The sequence below is a fragment of the Streptomyces sp. MUSC 14 genome, assembly GCF_001866675.1.
Lineage (GTDB): Bacteria > Actinomycetota > Actinomycetes > Streptomycetales > Streptomycetaceae > Streptomyces.
On record NZ_MLYN01000022.1, the window covers coordinates 52053 to 70970 of the forward strand.

The 18918-nt window shown below is 70.0% G+C and carries 24 protein-coding genes; all 24 read left to right on the forward strand.

Annotated features, from left to right (window positions below):
• The first annotated feature begins 56 nt into the window (after nucleotides 1-56).
• The 24 genes from BIV25_RS13340 (at nucleotide 57) to BIV25_RS50320 (ending at nucleotide 18842) form a co-directional block, all read left to right on the forward strand.
• Nucleotides 57-302, forward strand: a complete 246-nt coding sequence (locus BIV25_RS13340; protein ID WP_071372495.1) for a hypothetical protein — start codon at nucleotides 57-59, stop codon at nucleotides 300-302.
• 203 nt (nucleotides 303-505) lie between these two features.
• Nucleotides 506-1075, forward strand: a complete 570-nt coding sequence (locus BIV25_RS13345) for a hypothetical protein (RefSeq protein ID WP_071372496.1) — start codon at nucleotides 506-508, stop codon at nucleotides 1073-1075.
• 298 nt (nucleotides 1076-1373) lie between these two features.
• The gene (locus BIV25_RS13350; protein WP_079176613.1) at nucleotides 1374-1718 is read left to right on the forward strand and encodes a hypothetical protein; all 345 of its coding nucleotides are present in this window, start codon (nucleotides 1374-1376) and stop codon (nucleotides 1716-1718) included.
• Nucleotides 1719-1745: 27 nt separating this feature from the next.
• Entirely contained in the window at nucleotides 1746-2726 is a 981-nt protein-coding gene (gene bet, locus BIV25_RS13355; protein WP_071372497.1) for a phage recombination protein Bet, read from the forward strand.
• A 19-nt stretch (nucleotides 2727-2745) separates the two neighbouring features.
• Nucleotides 2746-3321, forward strand: a complete 576-nt coding sequence (locus BIV25_RS13360; protein ID WP_071372498.1) for a hypothetical protein — start codon at nucleotides 2746-2748, stop codon at nucleotides 3319-3321.
• Nucleotides 3322-3395: 74 nt separating this feature from the next.
• A complete protein-coding gene (locus tag BIV25_RS13365) occupies nucleotides 3396-4541 on the forward strand; it encodes a PD-(D/E)XK nuclease family protein (RefSeq protein ID WP_071372499.1) in 1146 nt (381 codons plus the stop codon).
• A gap of 94 nt (nucleotides 4542-4635) precedes the next feature.
• Nucleotides 4636-4947 (forward strand): helix-turn-helix domain-containing protein, encoded by a 312-nt coding sequence (locus BIV25_RS13370; RefSeq protein ID WP_071372500.1) that lies wholly within the window; start codon nucleotides 4636-4638, stop codon nucleotides 4945-4947.
• On the forward strand, nucleotides 4944-6302 hold the full coding sequence (locus BIV25_RS13375; protein ID WP_177235256.1) for a hypothetical protein: 1359 nt from the start codon (nucleotides 4944-4946) through the stop codon (nucleotides 6300-6302). The genes BIV25_RS13370 and BIV25_RS13375 overlap by 4 nt, the downstream gene beginning before the upstream one ends.
• A 92-nt stretch (nucleotides 6303-6394) precedes the next feature.
• On the forward strand, nucleotides 6395-6682 hold the full coding sequence (locus tag BIV25_RS13380) for a hypothetical protein (RefSeq protein WP_071372502.1): 288 nt from the start codon (nucleotides 6395-6397) through the stop codon (nucleotides 6680-6682).
• 83 nt (nucleotides 6683-6765) lie between these two features.
• On the forward strand, nucleotides 6766-7380 hold the full coding sequence (locus BIV25_RS13385) for a hypothetical protein (protein WP_071372503.1): 615 nt from the start codon (nucleotides 6766-6768) through the stop codon (nucleotides 7378-7380).
• 112 nt (nucleotides 7381-7492) lie between these two features.
• Complete coding sequence (locus BIV25_RS13390; RefSeq protein ID WP_071372504.1) at nucleotides 7493-8263, forward strand: hypothetical protein; 771 nt, start codon at nucleotides 7493-7495, stop codon at nucleotides 8261-8263.
• Between the two features lie 182 nt (nucleotides 8264-8445).
• Nucleotides 8446-9945, forward strand: coding sequence for a DNA cytosine methyltransferase (locus BIV25_RS13395; RefSeq protein WP_071372505.1), 1500 nt, complete (start codon nucleotides 8446-8448; stop codon nucleotides 9943-9945).
• Nucleotides 9946-9977: 32 nt separating this feature from the next.
• Nucleotides 9978-10706, forward strand: a complete 729-nt coding sequence (locus BIV25_RS13400) for a hypothetical protein (RefSeq protein WP_071372506.1) — start codon at nucleotides 9978-9980, stop codon at nucleotides 10704-10706.
• A 19-nt stretch (nucleotides 10707-10725) separates the two neighbouring features.
• Nucleotides 10726-11154 (forward strand): hypothetical protein, encoded by a 429-nt coding sequence (locus tag BIV25_RS13405; protein WP_071372507.1) that lies wholly within the window; start codon nucleotides 10726-10728, stop codon nucleotides 11152-11154.
• 10 nt (nucleotides 11155-11164) lie between these two features.
• A complete protein-coding gene (locus tag BIV25_RS13410) occupies nucleotides 11165-11962 on the forward strand; it encodes a hypothetical protein (RefSeq protein ID WP_071372508.1) in 798 nt (265 codons plus the stop codon).
• Between the two features lie 204 nt (nucleotides 11963-12166).
• Nucleotides 12167-12499 carry an HU family DNA-binding protein gene (locus tag BIV25_RS13415; RefSeq protein ID WP_071372509.1) on the forward strand — a complete coding sequence of 111 codons (333 nt, stop codon included), beginning with the start codon at nucleotides 12167-12169 and terminating at the stop codon, nucleotides 12497-12499.
• Nucleotides 12500-12560: 61 nt separating this feature from the next.
• Nucleotides 12561-13124: a hypothetical protein gene (locus BIV25_RS13420; protein WP_071372510.1), complete on the forward strand. Its 564-nt coding sequence runs from the start codon at nucleotides 12561-12563 to the stop codon at nucleotides 13122-13124.
• Nucleotides 13118-13765, forward strand: coding sequence for a hypothetical protein (locus tag BIV25_RS13425; protein WP_256255791.1), 648 nt, complete (start codon nucleotides 13118-13120; stop codon nucleotides 13763-13765). Before BIV25_RS13420 ends, BIV25_RS13425 begins: the two co-directional genes overlap by 7 nt.
• 293 nt (nucleotides 13766-14058) lie before the next feature.
• Nucleotides 14059-14685 carry a hypothetical protein gene (locus tag BIV25_RS13430; RefSeq protein ID WP_071372511.1) on the forward strand — a complete coding sequence of 209 codons (627 nt, stop codon included), beginning with the start codon at nucleotides 14059-14061 and terminating at the stop codon, nucleotides 14683-14685.
• A 69-nt stretch (nucleotides 14686-14754) separates the two neighbouring features.
• Complete coding sequence (locus BIV25_RS13435; protein ID WP_071372512.1) at nucleotides 14755-15054, forward strand: hypothetical protein; 300 nt, start codon at nucleotides 14755-14757, stop codon at nucleotides 15052-15054.
• A gap of 95 nt (nucleotides 15055-15149) precedes the next feature.
• Entirely contained in the window at nucleotides 15150-16160 is a 1011-nt protein-coding gene (locus tag BIV25_RS13440) for an N-6 DNA methylase (RefSeq protein ID WP_071372513.1), read from the forward strand.
• Nucleotides 16157-16699, forward strand: coding sequence for a hypothetical protein (locus BIV25_RS50980; RefSeq protein ID WP_071372514.1), 543 nt, complete (start codon nucleotides 16157-16159; stop codon nucleotides 16697-16699). The genes BIV25_RS13440 and BIV25_RS50980 overlap by 4 nt, the downstream gene beginning before the upstream one ends.
• Nucleotides 16696-18306 carry a DUF4192 family protein gene (locus BIV25_RS13450; protein WP_071372515.1) on the forward strand — a complete coding sequence of 537 codons (1611 nt, stop codon included), beginning with the start codon at nucleotides 16696-16698 and terminating at the stop codon, nucleotides 18304-18306. The genes BIV25_RS50980 and BIV25_RS13450 overlap by 4 nt, the downstream gene beginning before the upstream one ends.
• Nucleotides 18303-18842: a hypothetical protein gene (locus BIV25_RS50320; RefSeq protein WP_143076628.1), complete on the forward strand. Its 540-nt coding sequence runs from the start codon at nucleotides 18303-18305 to the stop codon at nucleotides 18840-18842. The genes BIV25_RS13450 and BIV25_RS50320 overlap by 4 nt, the downstream gene beginning before the upstream one ends.
• The last annotated feature ends 76 nt before the right edge of the window (nucleotides 18843-18918 follow it).

Genomic DNA, 18918 nt, shown 5'->3' on the forward strand with positions numbered 1-18918 from the left:
GCGCGACCCGGCCACCCCCAGCTCCTGAGCCGTGATGCGAGAAGAGGTGAACCGGCATGCCAGAGGGTGAGGTCGCTCTGGCGCTCGCCGAGCTGCGCAGCGCCCTCGAGGTCGGGCTGGCCCGCATCGACGGTCAGCTCGCCCTGCTGGTCCAGCGCAGCGATCAGGCCGACAAGGCGCTTCAAGACCTGGAGGCCAGGGTCACGACGCTGGAGAGGGCACGGTGGCCACTGCCGACCGTCGCCGTGCTGGTGAGCATCACCGCGGTGGCGCTCACCGCGTTCAGCATGGTCAAAGGCTGAGGCCAAGCGCCCCAGGACATCTGGGGGGTCCGGGCAAGAGGGTGTGCAGTGAGTGCTCCACGCAAGTGGCCCCCGCCGGAGCGGGGGCCACAGGGTCTTGGAGACCGCTGCCCACGATAGCAGTGTTCGAGCGGGTGTTTGACCGTGTGGTGCGGTTACCCTCGTGCGTCGGCGCACGCGAAGCGACGTGGAGGGACGGGGCGATGCACGGGCACAAGCCGTATCTGGTGGGGCATCAGGAGTTCGCTGCCCTGTACGGCGTCGAGCCGCAGATGGTCTCGCAGTGGCTGGCTCCCAGCCGCGGCGTCCTGGACCCGGCCACGGCCATCGTCGTGTCGGGGGTGCGCTACTGGCCGCTGGGATTCGCCTGCCGCTTCGGGACCATGACGGCCCGCCCGAAGGTGCTGGATCTCTTCTGCAAGAAGCGGCTGATGCAGGAGCAGGGCGAGGGGTGGGAGGCCGACTCCCGCGACCAGCTCCCGCCGATCGTCGGCCAGCAGGAGATCATCGAACTGTTCCACCTGCCCTCGCAGGGCACCCTCGCGAGCACGATCGCCTCGGGCAGGTTCCCCGAGGAGGACTGGCTGCTGTCCGGGTCAGGGCTGTGGCTGCTGGACACGGTCACCGAGGCTGCACCGGAACTGCGTGAGAGCGCCCGCAGCCTGCCGTGGGAGGTCGACGACAAGGTCGCCGCCGCTCTGCGCGGCGGCACCTACGACGGTCCTGGCTCCATGGTTCTCACGCGCGGCCGCTACGCGCGAAAGGCCGTCTGACCTGCGGAAACTCTGTACTTAGAGTCAATTTGTGAATAAGATATGGATATGCCCATCCGGGTAAATGATCCCTATTCGCGAAGGAGGTTTTTCGTGCAGGCGGTACGCGCATCCGGCGGTGGTCATGCCGCCGTCCGCGCGCCGACCGGGTTCGCGCGCATCGGCGAACGGGTGGAGACTGCGTCTCCGGCCTGACGCCTCCGTCCCCATGTCCGCCATCCCCGGGCGGGGTTGATCATTCGCCTTTCAACCCTCAAGATAGGTTCCAATCTTGAAGTATTGGTTCGGGGGGTGGGGTATGGCGGCGGTCCAGGACGAGATCCCAGGCCTGGTGATCCTCACGGTGAGGCGGCCCGAGGAGCAGGCGGCGACGATCCAGGAGCGGTTCGAGGCGTTCCACCGCCTCAACCCCTGGGTGCTGGGCGCGCTGGAGAGCCTGACTAGCGACTACCTCGGCCACGGCGCGAAGCGCGTGGGCATCGGGATGCTCTTCGAGGTCCTGCGCTGGCGCTACGTCGCGGCCACGGCGGGCGATGACTTCCGCCTGAACAACAACTTCCGTTCCCGCTACGTGCGGCTGCTCATCGAGCGCCACCCGCAGTGGGCATCCGCGTTCGAGGTCCGCGCTCTGCGGACCGACTGAACCGACTCCCTTGGAGACCGACGAACCATGACCCAACCGACCACCCAACCCGCCGAACGCGACGACGGCCGAGCCGCCTCCGTGGCCCCGGCGCCGGACGGCACCGACGGCCAGCCCGAGCGTGCCCTCACCCCGAGCGCCGTCGTACTGCGTGCCGACCAGAGCGAGTTCAACGAACGCCAGGTGTCCGCCCTGGCACTGATCAACCCCGGCCTTCAGAACGCCTCACGCCCGCAGCTGGCGATGTTCTTCCACCACTGCGTGCGCTCAGGCCTGGACCCCTTCGCCCGCCAGATCTACATGATCGGCCGCAAGAACCGCGGCCCGGACCGGGAGAACAACCCGGTCAACTGGACCATCCAGACCGGCATCGACGGCTTCCGCACCATCGCCCACCGGGCAGCCGAACGGACGGGTGAGCGCATCTCGTACGAGGACACCGTCTACTACGACCCCGACGGCGGCGCCCACGACGTGTGGCTGGCGGCAGTCCCGCCGGCGGCCGTCAAGGTGACCGTGCTCCGCGGCAACAGCCGCTTCCCCCTGATAGCGCGCTGGAGCGAGTTCGCTCCGATGGTCTTCGACACCAAGCAGGGCACGTACGTCCTGGCGAAGATGTGGAAGCAGATGCCCGCCCACATGCTGCGCAAGTGCGCCGAGGCCGGGGCTCTGCGGATGGCCGCCCCGCAGGACCTCTCCGGCGTGTACGTCGAAGAGGAGATGGCGCAGGCCGACGCCGAAGTCGTCGCGGGCCAGGCCGATGAGGCCGCCCAGCGGCTGCGCGTCGCGGCCGGCCTGGAGGGCTGCAACGCCGCGCAGGGCTCCGAGCAGCCTGCCGCCGAGACGGCCCAGCCGAAGAAGCAGACCGCGCCACGCAAGCGGGCCCAGCCCCGGCCGGAGGAGACGGAACAGAACGCGGCCTCGGAGGACGCGACCGTCACGCGCCGCACACGCCCCACCGGAAAGCGCGCCACCGCCAAGAAGACCGCAGCCGAACCGACGTCCTGACCACGGGGGAACGCACGACATGACCGACAACACCGACACCCAGAGCAAGATCACAGCCCTGTGCGAGCACTACCTGGACGAGCGCACCGAGTGGGACGAAGCCCCGGAACTCCTGGGCCTGTTCACCGACGGCCAGGGAGGAGTGCGGCTGGTGCAGATCCTGCTTCCGGCGGAACTGTGGGAGCTGGACCGGCCGCCGGTGATGCTGCGCCGGTACGCGCGAACCGTGGCCGCCTTCGGCGGGCCCGACCTCCCCGGCCTGGTGGCCATGGCCTTCCGCTGCGAGGCGTTCACCCTCTCCGAGGACGCCGGACCCCAGGCTGCGGAAACGCTGCGTCGGCGCAGGGCGGGCGGCTCGGTTCCGCCCAACAAGGACGTCCACGGCCGTATCGAGCAGCGCCTGCTCGTGGCCGTCGACACCGACGGCCACCAGTACACGGTCACGGCAGACCGGCGCACCGACGACAGCGCCAGCCCGGCCGTGACCAAGGTGATCCCCGACGGCCAGGGGCAGTCCGGGCTCATCCCTGACGCGCTGAACCTCCTGATCGGCGTACTCCGCCCCCAGCCGGGGACTGCCCCGACCAGCCGCTGACGGCCGCCCACCCCCCCTCTTGCGGGGGCCGCCCGGACTCGTGTGCCGGGCGGCCCCCGTCCCTGGAGACCGCGATGACCACCATCACCGACAACACCCCCGCGCGGCCGGTCAGCCTGTGGCCCGCCGCTCACGCGGCCGACGCGCGCCGCCCCCGCTCCCTGCAAACGAAGATCGGCGCGAGCGACACCGTGTGCGCACGCCGCGCCGGATACCTCCTGCACGGCCGCACCCCCACCGACACCGGTGAAAGACGCAAGGCGATCCTGGGCACCTACCTGCACGCCGGGATGCTGGAAGCCGCCCGTGAGGAGTACGGCTGGATCATCGAGCGGCGCGTGGAGGACGACACCATCCGCGGCCACATCGACGCCGTACAGCTCGACAGCCACACCGCCGCCCGGCTGCCCAAACGGCTGCGCCCGTTCCTGGCGGCCGAGGAGATCACCGTGGAGGACATCAAGACCAAGTCCACCTTTCAGTGGGACACCGTCGTGCGGCACGGGGCCAGCGAGGCGGAGATCCGCCAAGTCCTGCTGTACGCCGACCTGTTGCACACCGAAGGGTTTGCCGACATCGATGGGCAGCGTCAGCTGGCGCGGCTCGGGCCGCTGCCGGTCGGCCGCATCCGGTTCAGGTTCCTCAACCGCGACTCCGGCGAGGACCACGTCCAGGAGATGCCCTTCACCGCCGAGCGGGCCCGCGGCGCGCGCTGGTGGGTGGAGCAGGTCCGCGCCGCAGAGACACCGGAAGACCTGCCGCGCACCTTCCCCGGCCCTGGCCTGTCCGCGATCTGTGACAACTGCCCGTTCAAGACGGCATGCTGGGGCCCGGACGTCGCCGGGCGCCGTTCGCAGAGCCTGCTCGTCCGTGACGACGCCGAACGCGCACAGCTGCTGGCCGAGTACGTCGAGGTGGCGGAGCAGATGAAGCCGCTCAGGGACCGGCTGAAAGAGCTGCGGGCCCAGCTGGACGGCTCCGAGGAAGGCGTCTACGGGGCCAACGCGCTGTCGTGGAGCGGAGGCAACCCGACCAGGGTCGACGACACCGACGCCATGGCCGCGCTCTTCACACAGGCCGGGCTGCCGGTGCCGACGGCCCCCGACACGGCAGCGATGAAGGCCCAGCTCAAAGCCGCCGGCATACCGGTGCCGGTGCGGCTGGACCACGAGCGGCGCACTGCGGTGAGCATCAACGTCACCGCCCGCAAAACCCCCTGACCCACACCACCCGGCAGGGGCAGGACCGCCGTACGCCCTGCCCCTGCCCCAACACGGCCCGAACCCAGAGATGACATGGAGAAATGAGGTAGCGATGAGCCTTCAACTGATGTGGGTGGCAGCCCACTTGCCCGCCGACACGGTCGACGCGTACCAGAAGCTGGCACTGATGCAGATCTGCGACATGTCCAACGACGACGGCTACACCGGCGAGCCCTCTGTGGCGGGTGTGGCCGCGTGGACCGGAGTCCCGCCGAAGCGTGCGGCGCGGATCGTCGCCGAGCTGGCCACCAAGGGGCTGCTGGAACGTGTCAGGACGCGCGGGGCCGGGGCCGAGGTCGCGGATGAGTACCGGGTCTTTCCCCAGGGCGTTCCGGCCGTCGTGATGGACGGCGGTGCGTGGTGAGTTTCCCCCTGATGCTGGCCGCCGCGTATCTGCCCGCCGATGTCGTCACGCAGGGGCAGAAGCTGGTGCTGATGAAGATCTGCGATTCCGTCGAGGACGGGAGCCAGACGGCCCGGCCGGGGCTGGCCCGGCTGGCCACGTGGGCGGGGGTGTCGGACAAGCGGGCCGTGACGATCGTGACTGAGCTGGTCGCCAAGGGATTGGTGGAACGGGTCAAGACGGGGAGGGGCGGCCGCGCGGCCGTCTACCGCGTCTTCCCCCACGGTGTTCCGCCTGTCCCCGACGCGGACGAGCTGAAAGACCGCAGAGAACAGGAGAGGGCCGCCCCGAAGAACCCCCGCATGGCGCGCACGGGCGTCAATCGGGCCGCGCCGTCGAAACCGGCCATGACCTCCCAGGACGTCCACGCACGCACAGCGGCACGCCCGGTAGTACGCAGGGCTGCGCACACCGCAGGGATACCGGAACAGGAGACCGGCACAGGGTTCCATGAGCACGCTCCTGATTCGGGGTGGAACCCTGACGAGGCCCGCGCGGGGACGCCTCCCGTGGAACCCCCAGTGCTCCGCCCGCAGAACCCAGGGGGTTCTACCGGTGAAGCCCCTTTCTTTCCTGTTCCTTCCTACGTCCTTCCTTACCCCCCTCCCCCAGGGGACAGCCCGGCTGCGGACGCGCACGCCGAGACGGGTGGGCGCCCGCCGTCCGGCTGCCAGCAGCCGGTGCCGGGCTCGGAGGCCGGTAGGCAGCCGCCGGTCACCAGCCCTGAGCCCCCGGTGCTGCATGCCGACACGGCCGCGCAACCGCCGGAGCGGCACGCCGCCGGGACCAGCGGGCGGCCGGTGGCGGGCTGTGAGGAGCCGCCCGTGCCGGGCCCCGGCAGCGAGGGGCCGCCGCAGTCCGCCCGGCCAGAGCCGTCCGGTCGCCCGCAGCCGCTGGCACCGGCTGCCGAAGATGGTGGGCGGCTGCCGTCCGGCTGCCTGAAACACCCGGAGCCGGTGGGCAATTGCCGGGGGTGCGGGACGAATCCCCGGGCCGGCCGGGAACAGGCGCGCCGTGATGCCGCCGAGCGGGAGCACGCGGCACACCAGCAGTGGCTGCGGGAGTTCTTCGCCGAACAAAAGCGCCGGGTGGCCGAGTCGGATCCTCAGGCGCTCCAGGAGGCCCGGCAGCACGTGCGGGAGCTTGCCCGTGCGGGACGCACACGCCGCACGGACCAGACGGTGCCCAGGGCGGCCCGTGCACGGCGCGGCGCGGGCGACGACCGGCAGCTGCCGGTCCGGGGGCGCGACAGCGTACGAGAACTCGCCCCTGAGCATGCGGAGTGGACCAACACTCCTTCTGAACAGGCGAGTTGAAGAGTGGATCACCATTGACGCCCCGGTGTATGCGAATAGGATATTGATAGTAAGTTCGAAACCCCTTCGAACCTGGCCTTCTTGGAGATTCCGTGACAGAAACCGAAGAGCGCGACCCGGCGGGCGTGCCCTACATCGTCGTGGCCGAGGTCATCCACGGCCCGCACGCCGAACCCGTCGTCGACAGGCAGGCGTTCTGCTCCGCCGCATGCGCCGGAGTCGGCGTGTACCAGCTGACGCACTCGATCAGCTCCGGCCAGCAGGGGGCTGCCTTCGTCCTGCGGCGCCGGGACCGCCCCGTCGGCTACGTCGTCACGCGCGACGGCCGTATGTGGCTGGTGCAGGCCCACGCCTGGCGCGGAGTGCCCGATACGGACTGACGCACACCTAGAGATAGGTGTCAATGTTTGAAAAAGGACGCCCGGCTCGGGTGTCCTGCGCGTAACACCCCTTGGAGACCCACATGAACATCCCCGCGGCACTGCCCGACCACATCCATCAGCACGACCCGCTCCGCACCCAGCTCCTGCGCAGCTACTGGCACGTCATCACGCCACTGCGCTACCTCGGCTGGACCACCGACGTCGACACCGCCGACAAGCCCCTCATCCGCGCCGACCTCGGTGATGGCACCGAACTGATCATCACCACCGAGCACGGACTGCCCCGCGACTCGGGGCAGGTGAACGGCTGGCGCGTGCTGCGCCGGGACATCGACAACCCCGAGCGGCACACGGCCCTGTACGACTCCGCGCCGGGCGGCCCGCAGAGCCACCACCGGGCCGGTCTCGTTCCGCTGTTCGCGCGTATCGACGCCCTGGACGCCCCCAAGCCCGCCGTCCGGCTGGCCACGTCAGCGACGTACTGCACCCCGTACGGCCTGAATGCCAACCGGGGCGGAAGCGCCGAGGCACCGGGCGTGGCCGTCGCCCGCTACTTCGAGTCGTGCCAGTACCTGACCGCCGCCGAGGGCTACCAGCGCATCTGGGAGCGGCCCGAAGGCGACGGCTACCCGCTCGCTGCCTTCGAGAAGGACGGCTACCTGGCCGCCGTCCGCGTCAACCGCATCCATGACTGACCGGCCGCGCCACCTGGGCGCCTCCCGCGAGAGGGCCACCCCAGATGGGCCCCGAACGGCCCCTGACGAGCACTCACCCACCCCCGGCACGCGAAGGAAAACGGCCCACGTCATGAAAGCCAGCGACAAGAGCATCGTCGTCACCGTCGCCTTCAACGAAACTGTCCCAGCTCACGAACTCGCCTCCGGCGACGTGTTCACCTTCCCCGACGCCCCGCACACACCGATTGCCGTCAAGGGCATCATCAAGCAGACGTTCATCTCCCACGAACTGAGCGTCCTCGCGCTGCCCGTGCCAGGACGGGCCGAGCCCCTGCACCTCACTACGGCCACCCTCGTGCGCCCGCACCGCATGGTCCGCACCTTCACCCTCAGCTGCCTGCTGTGCGGCAACAGCGAGGAGATCGAACTCGACCTCCCGCGCACGGGCCGCCCCCTGTCCGTCGTCTGCGGCAGCCACACACCCGGCACCGGCCACAGCACGCAGGGCGCCCCCCTTCGCTACCTCAGCGCAGTCCAGCTGCTGCGCCGGGCTGACGAGGCGAAGGCCCGCGCCCTGTACGCCGACGTCATCGAAGCTCTCGAAGAGCACTGCACGGACGTCGGCGTGGACTGGCCCGGCAACGAGCTGAACATCACCGTCCCGCTCACCGACGACGGCGAGCAGTACATCGCCATCGCAGGCCGCTACTCGCTGCCCTGGCACGACGACCGCAGCGAGATCGGCGGCTGGAAGGCCCAGCACATCGACAACACGCACGGCACGGCCAAGGTCATCTACGACACCACGACCGGTGAGGGCGAGCCGTCCGGCGACATGTCGCTCGAACCTCTCGCTGAAGAGGTCGGCTCGTACGCCAACGGCTGGCGCGATGCCCGGTAAGGAGCGCGGCCGGTGATCTGGCTGCTGCTCCTTCTCCTGCTCGGCCTGGGGGCGTTCATCGCCCTCGGCATCGAGGACAGCAGCCACCACCGCGCACCGCGCGCCCCGAAGAAGTCCTGACCACGGGCCGCCCGGCTCCGGCCACCGGGCCGGGCGGCCCCGCCTCCTGGAGATCTCCGACCTTGACCAGATCCATCCATCTGCTCTGCGGAGCAGGCGGAGACACCCTCGGCCTGCAAGAAGCCGGGTTCGACCCGGTCCTCGGCATCAACCACTGGCAGACCGCCATCGACACCTTCGAGCTCAACTTCCCCAAGGCCACGGCGCGATGCGCCGACATCCAGAACTACCCCATGCGCTGGCTGCCCAAGGCCCTGGTGCTGTGGGCCAGCGTCATCTGCTGGGAACTCAGCCCGGCCGGCGGGAGGAAACGCCCCGACCCTGCGCAGGAGGCCCTCTTCGAGGAGGAGGAACAGTGGCGCGAACTACCGCCGGAAGCTTTTGAGATGACCCGGGTGACCGCCTGGTGCGTGCTGCGCGCCATGGAGGCCAAGCGGTTCCCCTGCGTGGTCATCGAGAACGTGGTCGAGTTCGTGACCGACTGGATCCTGTTCCCCGAGTTCATGCGCTGCGTGAAGAAGCTGGGCTACGAAGTCCAGATCGCCTCGATGTCGTCGGCGCACGTCGGCTCCGAGACCAACCCGTACGCGCCGCAGTGGCGCGACAGGATTTATGTCGTCTGCACGCTGAAGGGGATACGCCGCCCGGACCTCGCCCCGCGCCCGCTGGCGTACTGCTTCGAGTGCGGCAAGGACGTCAGGGCCCGGCAGAGCTGGCGCAACCCGAAGATCCGCGTGGGCAAGTACGGCCAGCAGTACGACTACCGGTGCCCCAGCACCCGGTGCGGCCGCGCCCTGGTCGAGCCCTACGTCCGCCCCGCCTCCGACATCATCCTCTGGGACAACATCGGGCAGCGCATCGGCGACCGCGCCCGGCCACTGGTGCCGAACACCATGCGGCGGATCGAAGCCGGACTGGTGAAGTACCCCTTCGATCCGAGCCTGATCACGGTCACCCACGGCAAGGACGGCACCGACCGCGCGTTCGTGCCGTTCGAGCGGCCCCTGCCCACGCGCACGGCCAAGCTCGGGGAAGGCCTCCTGGTCCCGGTCGGCGGCTCGTGGAACGACACCCCGACCCATGTCGGCGCTCCAATGCGTACCCGCATGACCCGGGAGAGCGAGGCGCTGGTCACGGTCGACGCGGACCCGTTCATCGTGGAGTTCCGCAACAACTGCGACGCCGCGCCGGTGGACAACCCGCTGAGCACGCTGGCCGGGGCCCGCCATCACGGACTGGTGGTGCCCGACGGCGTCGGCCGCGACCGGGCCCGCAACACGCTGGTCATTCCGTACCGCAAGGGCAGCCGGGTGAAGACCGTCGCCGAGCCGCTGCACACCCTGTCCACCCACGACTCGGCGGCCCTGGTGCGCACCGCGCCCGCCATCGAGGACTGCTACTTCCGCATGCTCCAGCCGCAGGAGCAGCTCGCGGCACAGCGATTCCCCGGCACCTTCGAGGTCGTCGGTTCCAAGGCCGCCCAGACCATGCAGGCCGGCAACGCCGTGACGGTGAGCGTCGCCCGCCACATCGGCGAACGTCTCATGCCCGTCCTGGCCTGACCCCTCCCACGCGAAGAAGGAGAGCCACCGCAATGACCCCTGGTATACCCAATCAGCTGGACGACCTCGCACGGCGTCGCGAGGACCTGTTCGCCGAACTGCGCCGCATTCGCAAGGCGCACTGCCTGGCCGTGCTCGACCACATCACAGCGAAGGTCCGACGCGTCTGCCCCCAAGCCGCATACATCGAGTTCGCCTACCAGGGCGAGACGCGGGACGTGGGCCTGCGCGGCGTGCTCGGCGAGCAGGGCAGCCCGCTCGGCGGCCTGCCCTGGCTGTGGGAGTCCGGAGACGAGGAACACGCGCTCGCCGAACTCGCCGTGGAGATCGAGGCCGACGTCCAAACCTCCCTGGAGCCCTACGACTCCCCGGCCTGGGCCACCGTCCGCCGCAACGCCGCCAGCGAGGGCAACGGCTGGCTCATCGAGCTGCCTCCGTCCGACCGCGTGGCACGCATCGCCCAGCTTGTGCGTGCCACCCACCCGGAGGCCGGCGCCGTCGTCGTGGACCGCCGCCATGCCGGAGGCCGTGTCATCGAGGTGATCGAAGGCGCTGCCGGCGTGATCGGCAGGTGCACCCGGCCCAGATGGACACGTGAGGGCGACTACGCCCTGACCCGCTGGGTGGCCCAGATCTTCGCGATACCGGTCTTGGCCGAACGCCACCTCCGGCCGGTCCCCGGCGGTTACGCCCACCCTTACGGCAGCTCCGTCACCACCCTCGTGCGCCTGCTGCCGCTGCCGCTGCCGCCGATCACCTAGGGCCTGGGTGAAGTACCTGATGAGCGGTACCGGGTGGGCCGGTGAGGCACCATGCGCCGGGGACACGCGGTTCACCCCCAACGACGCCTCCGAGGAATCACTCAGGGCGCCGGGCATCCAGGACCTGCTCAAGGTCTGCCGGGTGTGCCCGTTCAGGTCCGCGTGCATCAGCCTCGTCAAACCCCGCGCCTCCCTCTTCGACGGCATCTGCGGCGGACGCCTGTGGCTAAACGGCGAGATCCGCGCCACCTGCGAGACCGCTCATCCCGGCGAACTCACCGAAGGCGCCCGGCCCATCACACACGGCACGCCCGCGGGCGCCCGCGCCCACAGACGGCGCGGCGAACCCGTCTGCTCCCTGTGCAAGGAAGCCGTGCGGCTCGACCAGGCCGCCCGGCGTGAACGCGAGAAAGCCTCCCCTCAGCAATCACCTCATCAACACCCGTGAAGGAGAAGAGATGTTCAGCATCAAGGCGGATGCCCTGTCCGCCATCCTCGACAAGGTCACCCCGCACCACCTCAGGGCCCGTGCCGACGACGACGTGGACATGGCCGTACTGGACTGCACGAGCGGCCGGCTCCACGCCGTAGCCGTGAGCGCGAACACGCTCGCCGTCGCCCGCACACCGGTTGAGAACACCGCGCACTGGACGGCGCCCCTCGACTACGAGGAGGTCATCGCCCTGCGCGCCTGGCTGGACACCTCCGACCACGTCCGCGTGGAACTCATCATCGAGACCGGCCGTCCGCTGCTGCACTTCGCCGAGGGCCCGGCACAGTTCACGGTGCCCGTCGCCACCTACACACCCGAGCTGCCCTGGCGGGCCATCGTGCGCGAGGCGGCACGCCCGCGGCCGGCCAAGCCGCGCACCGTGCAGGTCGTCTCCAAGGATCTGGCGCTGTGGGAGGCCGCGGGCGAGGACGTCGAGATCTGGCCCGCCACCGGGGCAGCGGCATTCCTCGTCACCTCCGGCCCGGACTTCATCGGCGTGCACATGCGCGAGAGCCAAGCATCGGACGGGTACCCGCTGTCCGGCTGGGCTGCGTCCCTGCGCCGCCAGCGGTTTCTGCACGGCAGCGTGATCTACGAGGTGGGGGGCGAGTACGCGGACCGGTGGGGGAAGGTGTGGCGCCTCCTCTCCCGTCCCAAGCCGGGACACGAGCCGACGGCCATCTCCGCCGACCCCTCCGGCGCCGCTCTGCCGCTGTCGGTCGTACTCAACGTCGCCGTGCCCCTCCTGCCCGTCTCCGACTGAACTCACCCTCAAGATAGGTGACATGCTTTGAGTAATGTCTACGAGTTTCCGAGTGGGAGACAGGTTGCACCCGCAGCCGACGACGCCGACACGGATCCGGGCCTCGGCCTCGACGCCCTCCCCGCCGCGTGGCGCGCCAGGACTCCCCGGCCCGGCCGCAAGCCCCAACTGCCTGCTCCTGAGCACGATTCGAAAGGGAAGCCAGTGAACAAGGCCCAGCTCATCAAGGCCGTCGCCGACAAGAGCGGCCGCCGCCTCACCCCGGCCGAAGCTGTCGAGACCGTTCTCGACGTCATCGTGCGCGCCGTCGTCGCCGGCGACCCCGTCGCGGTTACCGGCTTCGGCTCCCTCGTGCCCCGGTACCGCCGGGCCCGCGACGCACGCAACCCGATGACCGGGGCCAAGATGCAGGTCAACGCCTACCGGGTGGTGAAGTTCCGGCCGGGCGTGCGCTTCCAGGACCTCGTCGCAGGCCGTGCGGTCCTCCCGGCCGAGGGCAACTGCATCCAGAAGACCTCCAAGACACCCCGCCCGTAACCGCGCAGACCAGGCCGCCGCCCCGGTACGCGCCGGGGCGGCGGCCGCCAGGAGGACCGCAATGAACCACACCGTTGGAACCGAGATAGAAGCCACCGCCCAGTGGCTCGAAGAACACGCCGCCCCCGGCGCCGCAGGCGTCCTGCGCCGCGTCGCCCTCCAGCGCGACCGGGCACGCAGCCAGCTGGACGCCGCCGCGACCGAGGCCAACCGCTACCGCCTGTCCTGGCGGTCGGCGCGCCGACGCGCCGAGCAGCACCGGGCCCGATCCGAGGAGATGCGCGACGGGCGGGCCCGGTCCCTGCCCCAGCCCGCGCAGGACGCCGTGCACGACAACGCCCTGATGCGCGTCGACCTGGCCCGCTTCCAGAACCTCGTCGAGCGCGCGGGATGGCTGGCCGACACCGATCCGCGCCGCCTGTGGCGCTGGCGCAACGGCTGGTGGGAACTGGCCCACCGCAAACGCGACACCCGGGACGGCTACCCCGACACCGGCTGGTACCTGTGGGGCCCGGCGGAGAGCTACTTCGGCCAGTGGACCGCGCCGACGAAGACGTCCGCGACGCGCGTGGCCGACCGGCTCATCACCCAGCACCTCGCCGCCGCGACGGAGACGCCGTGGTGACCACCCGACTCGAACGGGACGCCGCCCCCGAGGCCCCCGTCACCCTGCCGAGCGTCCAGGGGAAGGGGGAGTGGCAGCCGCGGGTTGTCGGCCTCGATCTGTCGCTGACCTCGACCGGCGTCGCCGGTACGAACTGGGCGTACGCCTACCGGCCCGGACGCCGCCGCAGCCACGAGCGCCTGGACTGGCTGCTGGCGGCCATCGCGCTCAACGTGAAGGACGGCGCGGACCTGGTGGTGGTCGAGGGCGCCGCCTACGCCCAGGGCGGGCAGGCCGGGCACCACGAGCTGGCCGGCCTGTGGTGGCTGGTCACCCAGTACCTGTGGCGCAACCGCATCCCATACGCCGTCGTGACACCGCACGGCCGCACGATCTACGCGACCGGCCGGGCGAACCCCGCGCAGGACTGGCCGCGCAAGGACCGGTCCCGGGTCGCGAAGGGAATGGTGCGCTCGGTGGCCGTCGAGCGGTACGGCATCGAGTGCGAAGGGCCGGGCCGCTACGACCAGGCCGACGCCACCATCCTCGCCGCGATGGGCCTGGACTGGCTCGGATACCCCACCGTCCCGGTACCGGACACCCACCGGCGCGCCCTGGAAGCCGTGCGCTGGCCCGACCTCATCCCCGCAGCAGCGAATTAAGGAATTCGAATTGCGGAAAATGAATGCGAATTCAAAAGGATGCACCTTGCTTTTAGGGTATTTGCCATTAAGATATAAGTAGGGAATTCGGGGAATGCCCGAACGGAAAGGGGAATGGGAAATGAGCGGCTGCCCGTGCGAATGCAACCGAGGCGGCTTCTGCGGCGGCTGCGGCCACGCCGGATGCGGCGGCCGACGCCGCTGACCACCACCCCCTGAACCACACCCGCGCCCCCGGCCCACCGGCCGGGGGCGCACCCATACGCGCAAGCGCCCTTCTTGGAGAACACAAAATGCCCTACCCCCGAGGAATCCAGATCCTCGCCGATCACATCGGCGTCGACCCCGAGCACGTCGCCCTTGCTCTGCGCGCTGCCTCCCGCTCCCACGCCGTCATACGCGCCAACAACTTCGCCCACCTGACCCCCGAGCAATACCTGAACCTCACAGGCAGCGATCGCCACGCCGTCGCCGTCGTCGCCAACCTCGCCATGCGCTTCGCGGGCCGCATCGAGGACGCCCTGCTCCTCATGGACATCCACCACGCCAGCCAGGGCACCAAGGCCCCGCGCCTCGCCATCCGCGAGGGCGTCGGCACTCTGCCCGAACACCACGACCACGCGCACGTGCAACAGGCCATCCGCATCCTCCAGGCCGCCGGCCTGCCGCCGATCGTCACTGACGGCACACACGAACTGCGCCCCGGCTTCCAGGTACTGCCCGGAAGCAGCGAGCTGCCCGGCTGGGTCTTCGTCGCGCCCGACCCGGAGTGCGACGACCGCCGCGGCTTCGCCGGCGGCCAGCTCGGCTACCTCGCCGTCATGCGCTTCGCCGGATGGGGCGTCATCACCGAACCCATGCCCCACAGGCTGTGGGCCGCCGTCCACCCCGACTACCGGAACAACCCCTTCACCTCCTGACCACCAGCACGCCTGGGGCCCGCCCGCGGGCGGGCCCCAGGACGGCCGATCCCGAAAGGCCAACCGCACGTGAAGATCCCGGTAGACGACGACACCCTCAGCACCTGGGCCCAGCTCCTCACCCTCACCCCCGAGCAGACCACCGCCACGCTCAAGGACATCGAGGCCGTCCTGCGCATCACGTACGCCCACCGCCCTGACGAACTCCTCGACGCGAGCTTCGAGGCACTGAACCCCGACATGAGCGTGGACGAGTTCGCCCTGATGTTCCTGATCAGCGGCCTGCGCCAGGCAGGGCATCCCGACGCCGCCCGCTCCGTGGAGCTACGCGCAATCGCCTCCCACATCGACGCCCCGCCAGGGGGCTGAGCCGCCTCACCCACAGCACCACACCTGCCGCCCCGGCCGCTCCACCCGCGCACCGGGGCGGCCCCATGCGCGCCCACAGAAAGGAATCAGCACCCATGTCCGACGACTTCTTGCCCCGAGCCGCCCCCACGCCCGCCGCACGGCCCGCACCCTCGTGGGCGAAGAAGCCCCCGCCCAAGTCCAAGGCCAACGCACACACCCGCTCCAAAATCACCGCCCGCCGCTACCACGCGCCACGCGATCCGCAGGACCACGCCCGCAAGATCGCGGAGAACGTCCTCGACGCCTGGTACCAGAGCTTCGGCGGCAGCAGTATCGACGTCCCCCTGGGCACCGTCGGCGCGCTCAGCCTGGTCCGCAACGTGCCCGGTCTGGCTGACTGGATTCTCAACCTCCAGCCTGACGAACTCCCGCGGCTGTTCAAGGAGATCTACCTCGGCCACTGGATCAAGCGCCCCGACCTGATCAACCGCGCGATACGCCTGCACGACTGGGCCTGGAACCCCGACCCCGACACCCAGCAGCTCCGCGCCGTCCACGCCGTCACCCGCGCCGCCGTCAACACCGGCCTGATGGACCTCACCGGCCACGACGACCCCGGGCACCGCTCCGAGGCAGACGTCCTCAGCCCTCTGTTGACCGGCCTGCGCCACAAGAGCGACAAGAAGTGGCGCGGCGAGTACCACACGCCAGCGTGCGTCACGGACCTGATGGCCAACATGCTCGTCGACAAGGACTTCGCCCAGCCCGGCAGGGCCTTCCGCGAGCCTGCCATCGGATCCGGGGGCATGTTCCGCTCCGTCGCCCAGCGACTGCGCGATCTGGGTCTGAGTACCCACGACTTCCACTGGTACGGCAACGACGTCGACTCGCTGTCCGCCGGGTGCGCCGCCGTCAACGCGATCATCTGGGACCTCGGCCCCCGCTGCCTCATCGGCTGCGCAGACTCCCTCGCCCCCGGCGACGACTACGCCGCCACCCGTGCCGAGGCCAAAGAAGCCTTCGAGGAACGCGACCGCTACGTGGACACCGCCCGCACGATCGTCGCCCACCGCCGCGCCTTCGCACTCCTCGACCAGCTCATGCCCAGCAAAGAGGCCGCGTGACAGAACCCGACGCCTTCGCCCGACCGGCAACGACTCCCGCCGCCCGCCGTCGGCGCCCCGCCTTCGCGCGGCACCGCGACGAGATCGATCTGCCGCCGCTCGACCAGATCGCACCCACCCTCCAACCCCCCTGGTGCAAGGAGGACACCGACACACCCGAGCGCACCGCCACCTACGCACACCCCGACGGACACCGCGTCGGCCTTCGCATACAACCCGGCGGCCTCGCCATCCAGACCTGGATCACCGCAGGCCCCCACCTCGCGCCGATCCCGGACGGCACCGACATCGAACAGGCCGAAGCACAAGCAGCCAACGACGCCCGGCTACAGCCCGGCCGCACCTGGCATGCCGTCCTCGCCACCCGCACCAGCAAGGCCCTGGTCACCGACCTCGGCGAACTCCTCGACAGGCGGCTGCTCCCAGCCCTCACAAAGAAGCCACGCCACGTGGCCGCCGCCCAGGCGAAGCCCACCGGCGCACAGCCGCCGGCCGCCAACAACGACAGCACGGATCAGAAGGAAGAGACCCAGAAGTGAGCGCACCCGACAACACCGTCCAGGTCACCAGCCTGCCCGACCTCGCCCAGATCCTGCCGTACCTCCTCGGCCACTACCCGGACGACAGCATCGCCCTCCACGCACCCGGCCCCAACTTCCACGACGGGCCGACCATGACCTGCCCCCTTCCCGAAGACACCACCGAGTGGCAGGCCACCGCCGAGAACGCCGCCCGCCAGTTCCTGGCCTACGCCCACGACGAGGGGCACGACCTCGGCCAGGGCGTCATCATCTATCTCTGCCGCGAACCGCGCCCCGGCCAGAGCCCCGAGGACACCGCCGCGCTCCTCGCCCCCCTCGGCACCTGGCTCACGAACGAGTTCATGGAACACCGCGCATACGTCCTCCAGACGATCGGGCTCGTCGCCAACCGGTGGTGGGCCTACGAGTGCACAACCGCCGGATGCTGTGAGGGCGAACCGGTGCCCTCTCCCGACGACCCCACCAGCCTCGCCGCACAGATGACCCGACTCGGCCGCACCCCCGGCCCCCGCACCCGCGACATCGTCAAGGAATTCCGAGCCGCAGCCGACCCCGAATTCCTCGAAGTCCTCCACACCGCTGCTCGCCGCTTCAACGCGCGGTGCACCACCAACGCCGGACGTGACGCGACACTCGCCACGACGATCAGCCAGATCGACACGGTCATGCGACGGTTCCGTGGCGGAGTAGCAACCGCGCTCAGCCGCGCTCTGACCGCACAGCTCATCGTCGGCCTGCAAGACGACGCAGCCGTGGAAGCCGGCATGACCCACGCCCAGGACGACGACCTTCCCCACGCCCGACGCCTGTGGGCCTACCTCGCCCGGCACTGCGCCGAACCGTTCACACAGGAAGCCGTCCCCATCCTGACCCTGTTCGCCTTCATCGCCTGGCGGCAAGACGACCTCATCGCGGCCCGGCTCGCCCTGCGCGACGCCATCACCACCGACCCCGACTACGAACTGGCAACCGGCATCCACCTCGCCACGATCGACAGCGAAGACCCCCGAGAATTCCTCACCTCAGCCCGCGAGGGCCATGCCCACCGCATGGCGCACCTCCAGCACGCCGTCGACGTCGCCAGCGAGTACTGCCCCGCCTCCGACACCAACGCCGCCCGCTACCGCGAAGCCCTCGACACAGCCGCCCACCGCGACCGCGACCAGATCCTCACGGACGGGGGACGGCTCCTCGCCCGTCGCAGCACCCTCCACATCATCAACGCAGCCCTGGCCGACTTCCGCAACGGCCACCCCCGGCTCGCGGACGAGACCGCCGCCCGCATCATCCTCGGCCTGCAAGACCCCCACACAAGGGACGCCGCCCTGTCCACCGGCGAGGAGAGCGATCTGCCCTACGAGCGCCAACTGTGGGGCCACCTCGCCCGGCGCTGCGTACCGCCCCACACCAGCAAAGCGCCACCGCTCCTCACCCTCTTCGGCTGGGTCGCCTGGCGCCAGGAGGACACTGCCACAGCCAGCCACGCCTTCGCTGAAGCCCTCGACATCTACCCCGGCTACACGCTGGCCAAGCTCATGTTCGACGGCATCCGCAACGGGTGCGACATGGCCCAGCTCCTGACGGCGTTCCGGGAGACGATATGAGCGAGCCCCTGCCCCTCAAATGGCTCCGACCCGAATACAAGGGCCGCGAAGACGAACTGGTCAACGTCGCCGCAGCAGCAGCCCTCGTCGGCGTCCACCGCTCCGCCGTGACCAACTGGGCCAAGCGCCACGCCAACTTCCCGAAGACCGCGCTCCTGGTAGGACTCGGCGCCGGACGCGCGAAGTACGTACCCCGCGACGAGTTCCTCACCTTCGCCCGGGAGCAGCTGACAAACCCCGGCACGGGCCGAAAGACGGGGCCGCACCGACCTGCAACCGTCATCCGGGCCGAAGAAATAGCCCACCGCAAGCGGCAGATCGAGCGGCTCACGAAACTGGCAAAACGCCAGGCAGCGACCCTCGCGAACACGCGGCGCGCACTGGCCAGGCACAAATCAGGGCTCCAGCACGCGCAACAACGACTGGCCGCCGAGGTCGCCGCTGTGCAGCAGTTGGAGGAGACGGCAGGAGATCCGCGCCGAGAGATTCCGAAGGGGCATCAAACACGCAGTAGACCTAGTGCAGTGCACGGCTGAGAAGCGATCGCTCATCCGAGGGGTTTGAACCCACTGGGGTTCCGCCGGTTCATGGGAAACCGATAGCTGTCTAAGC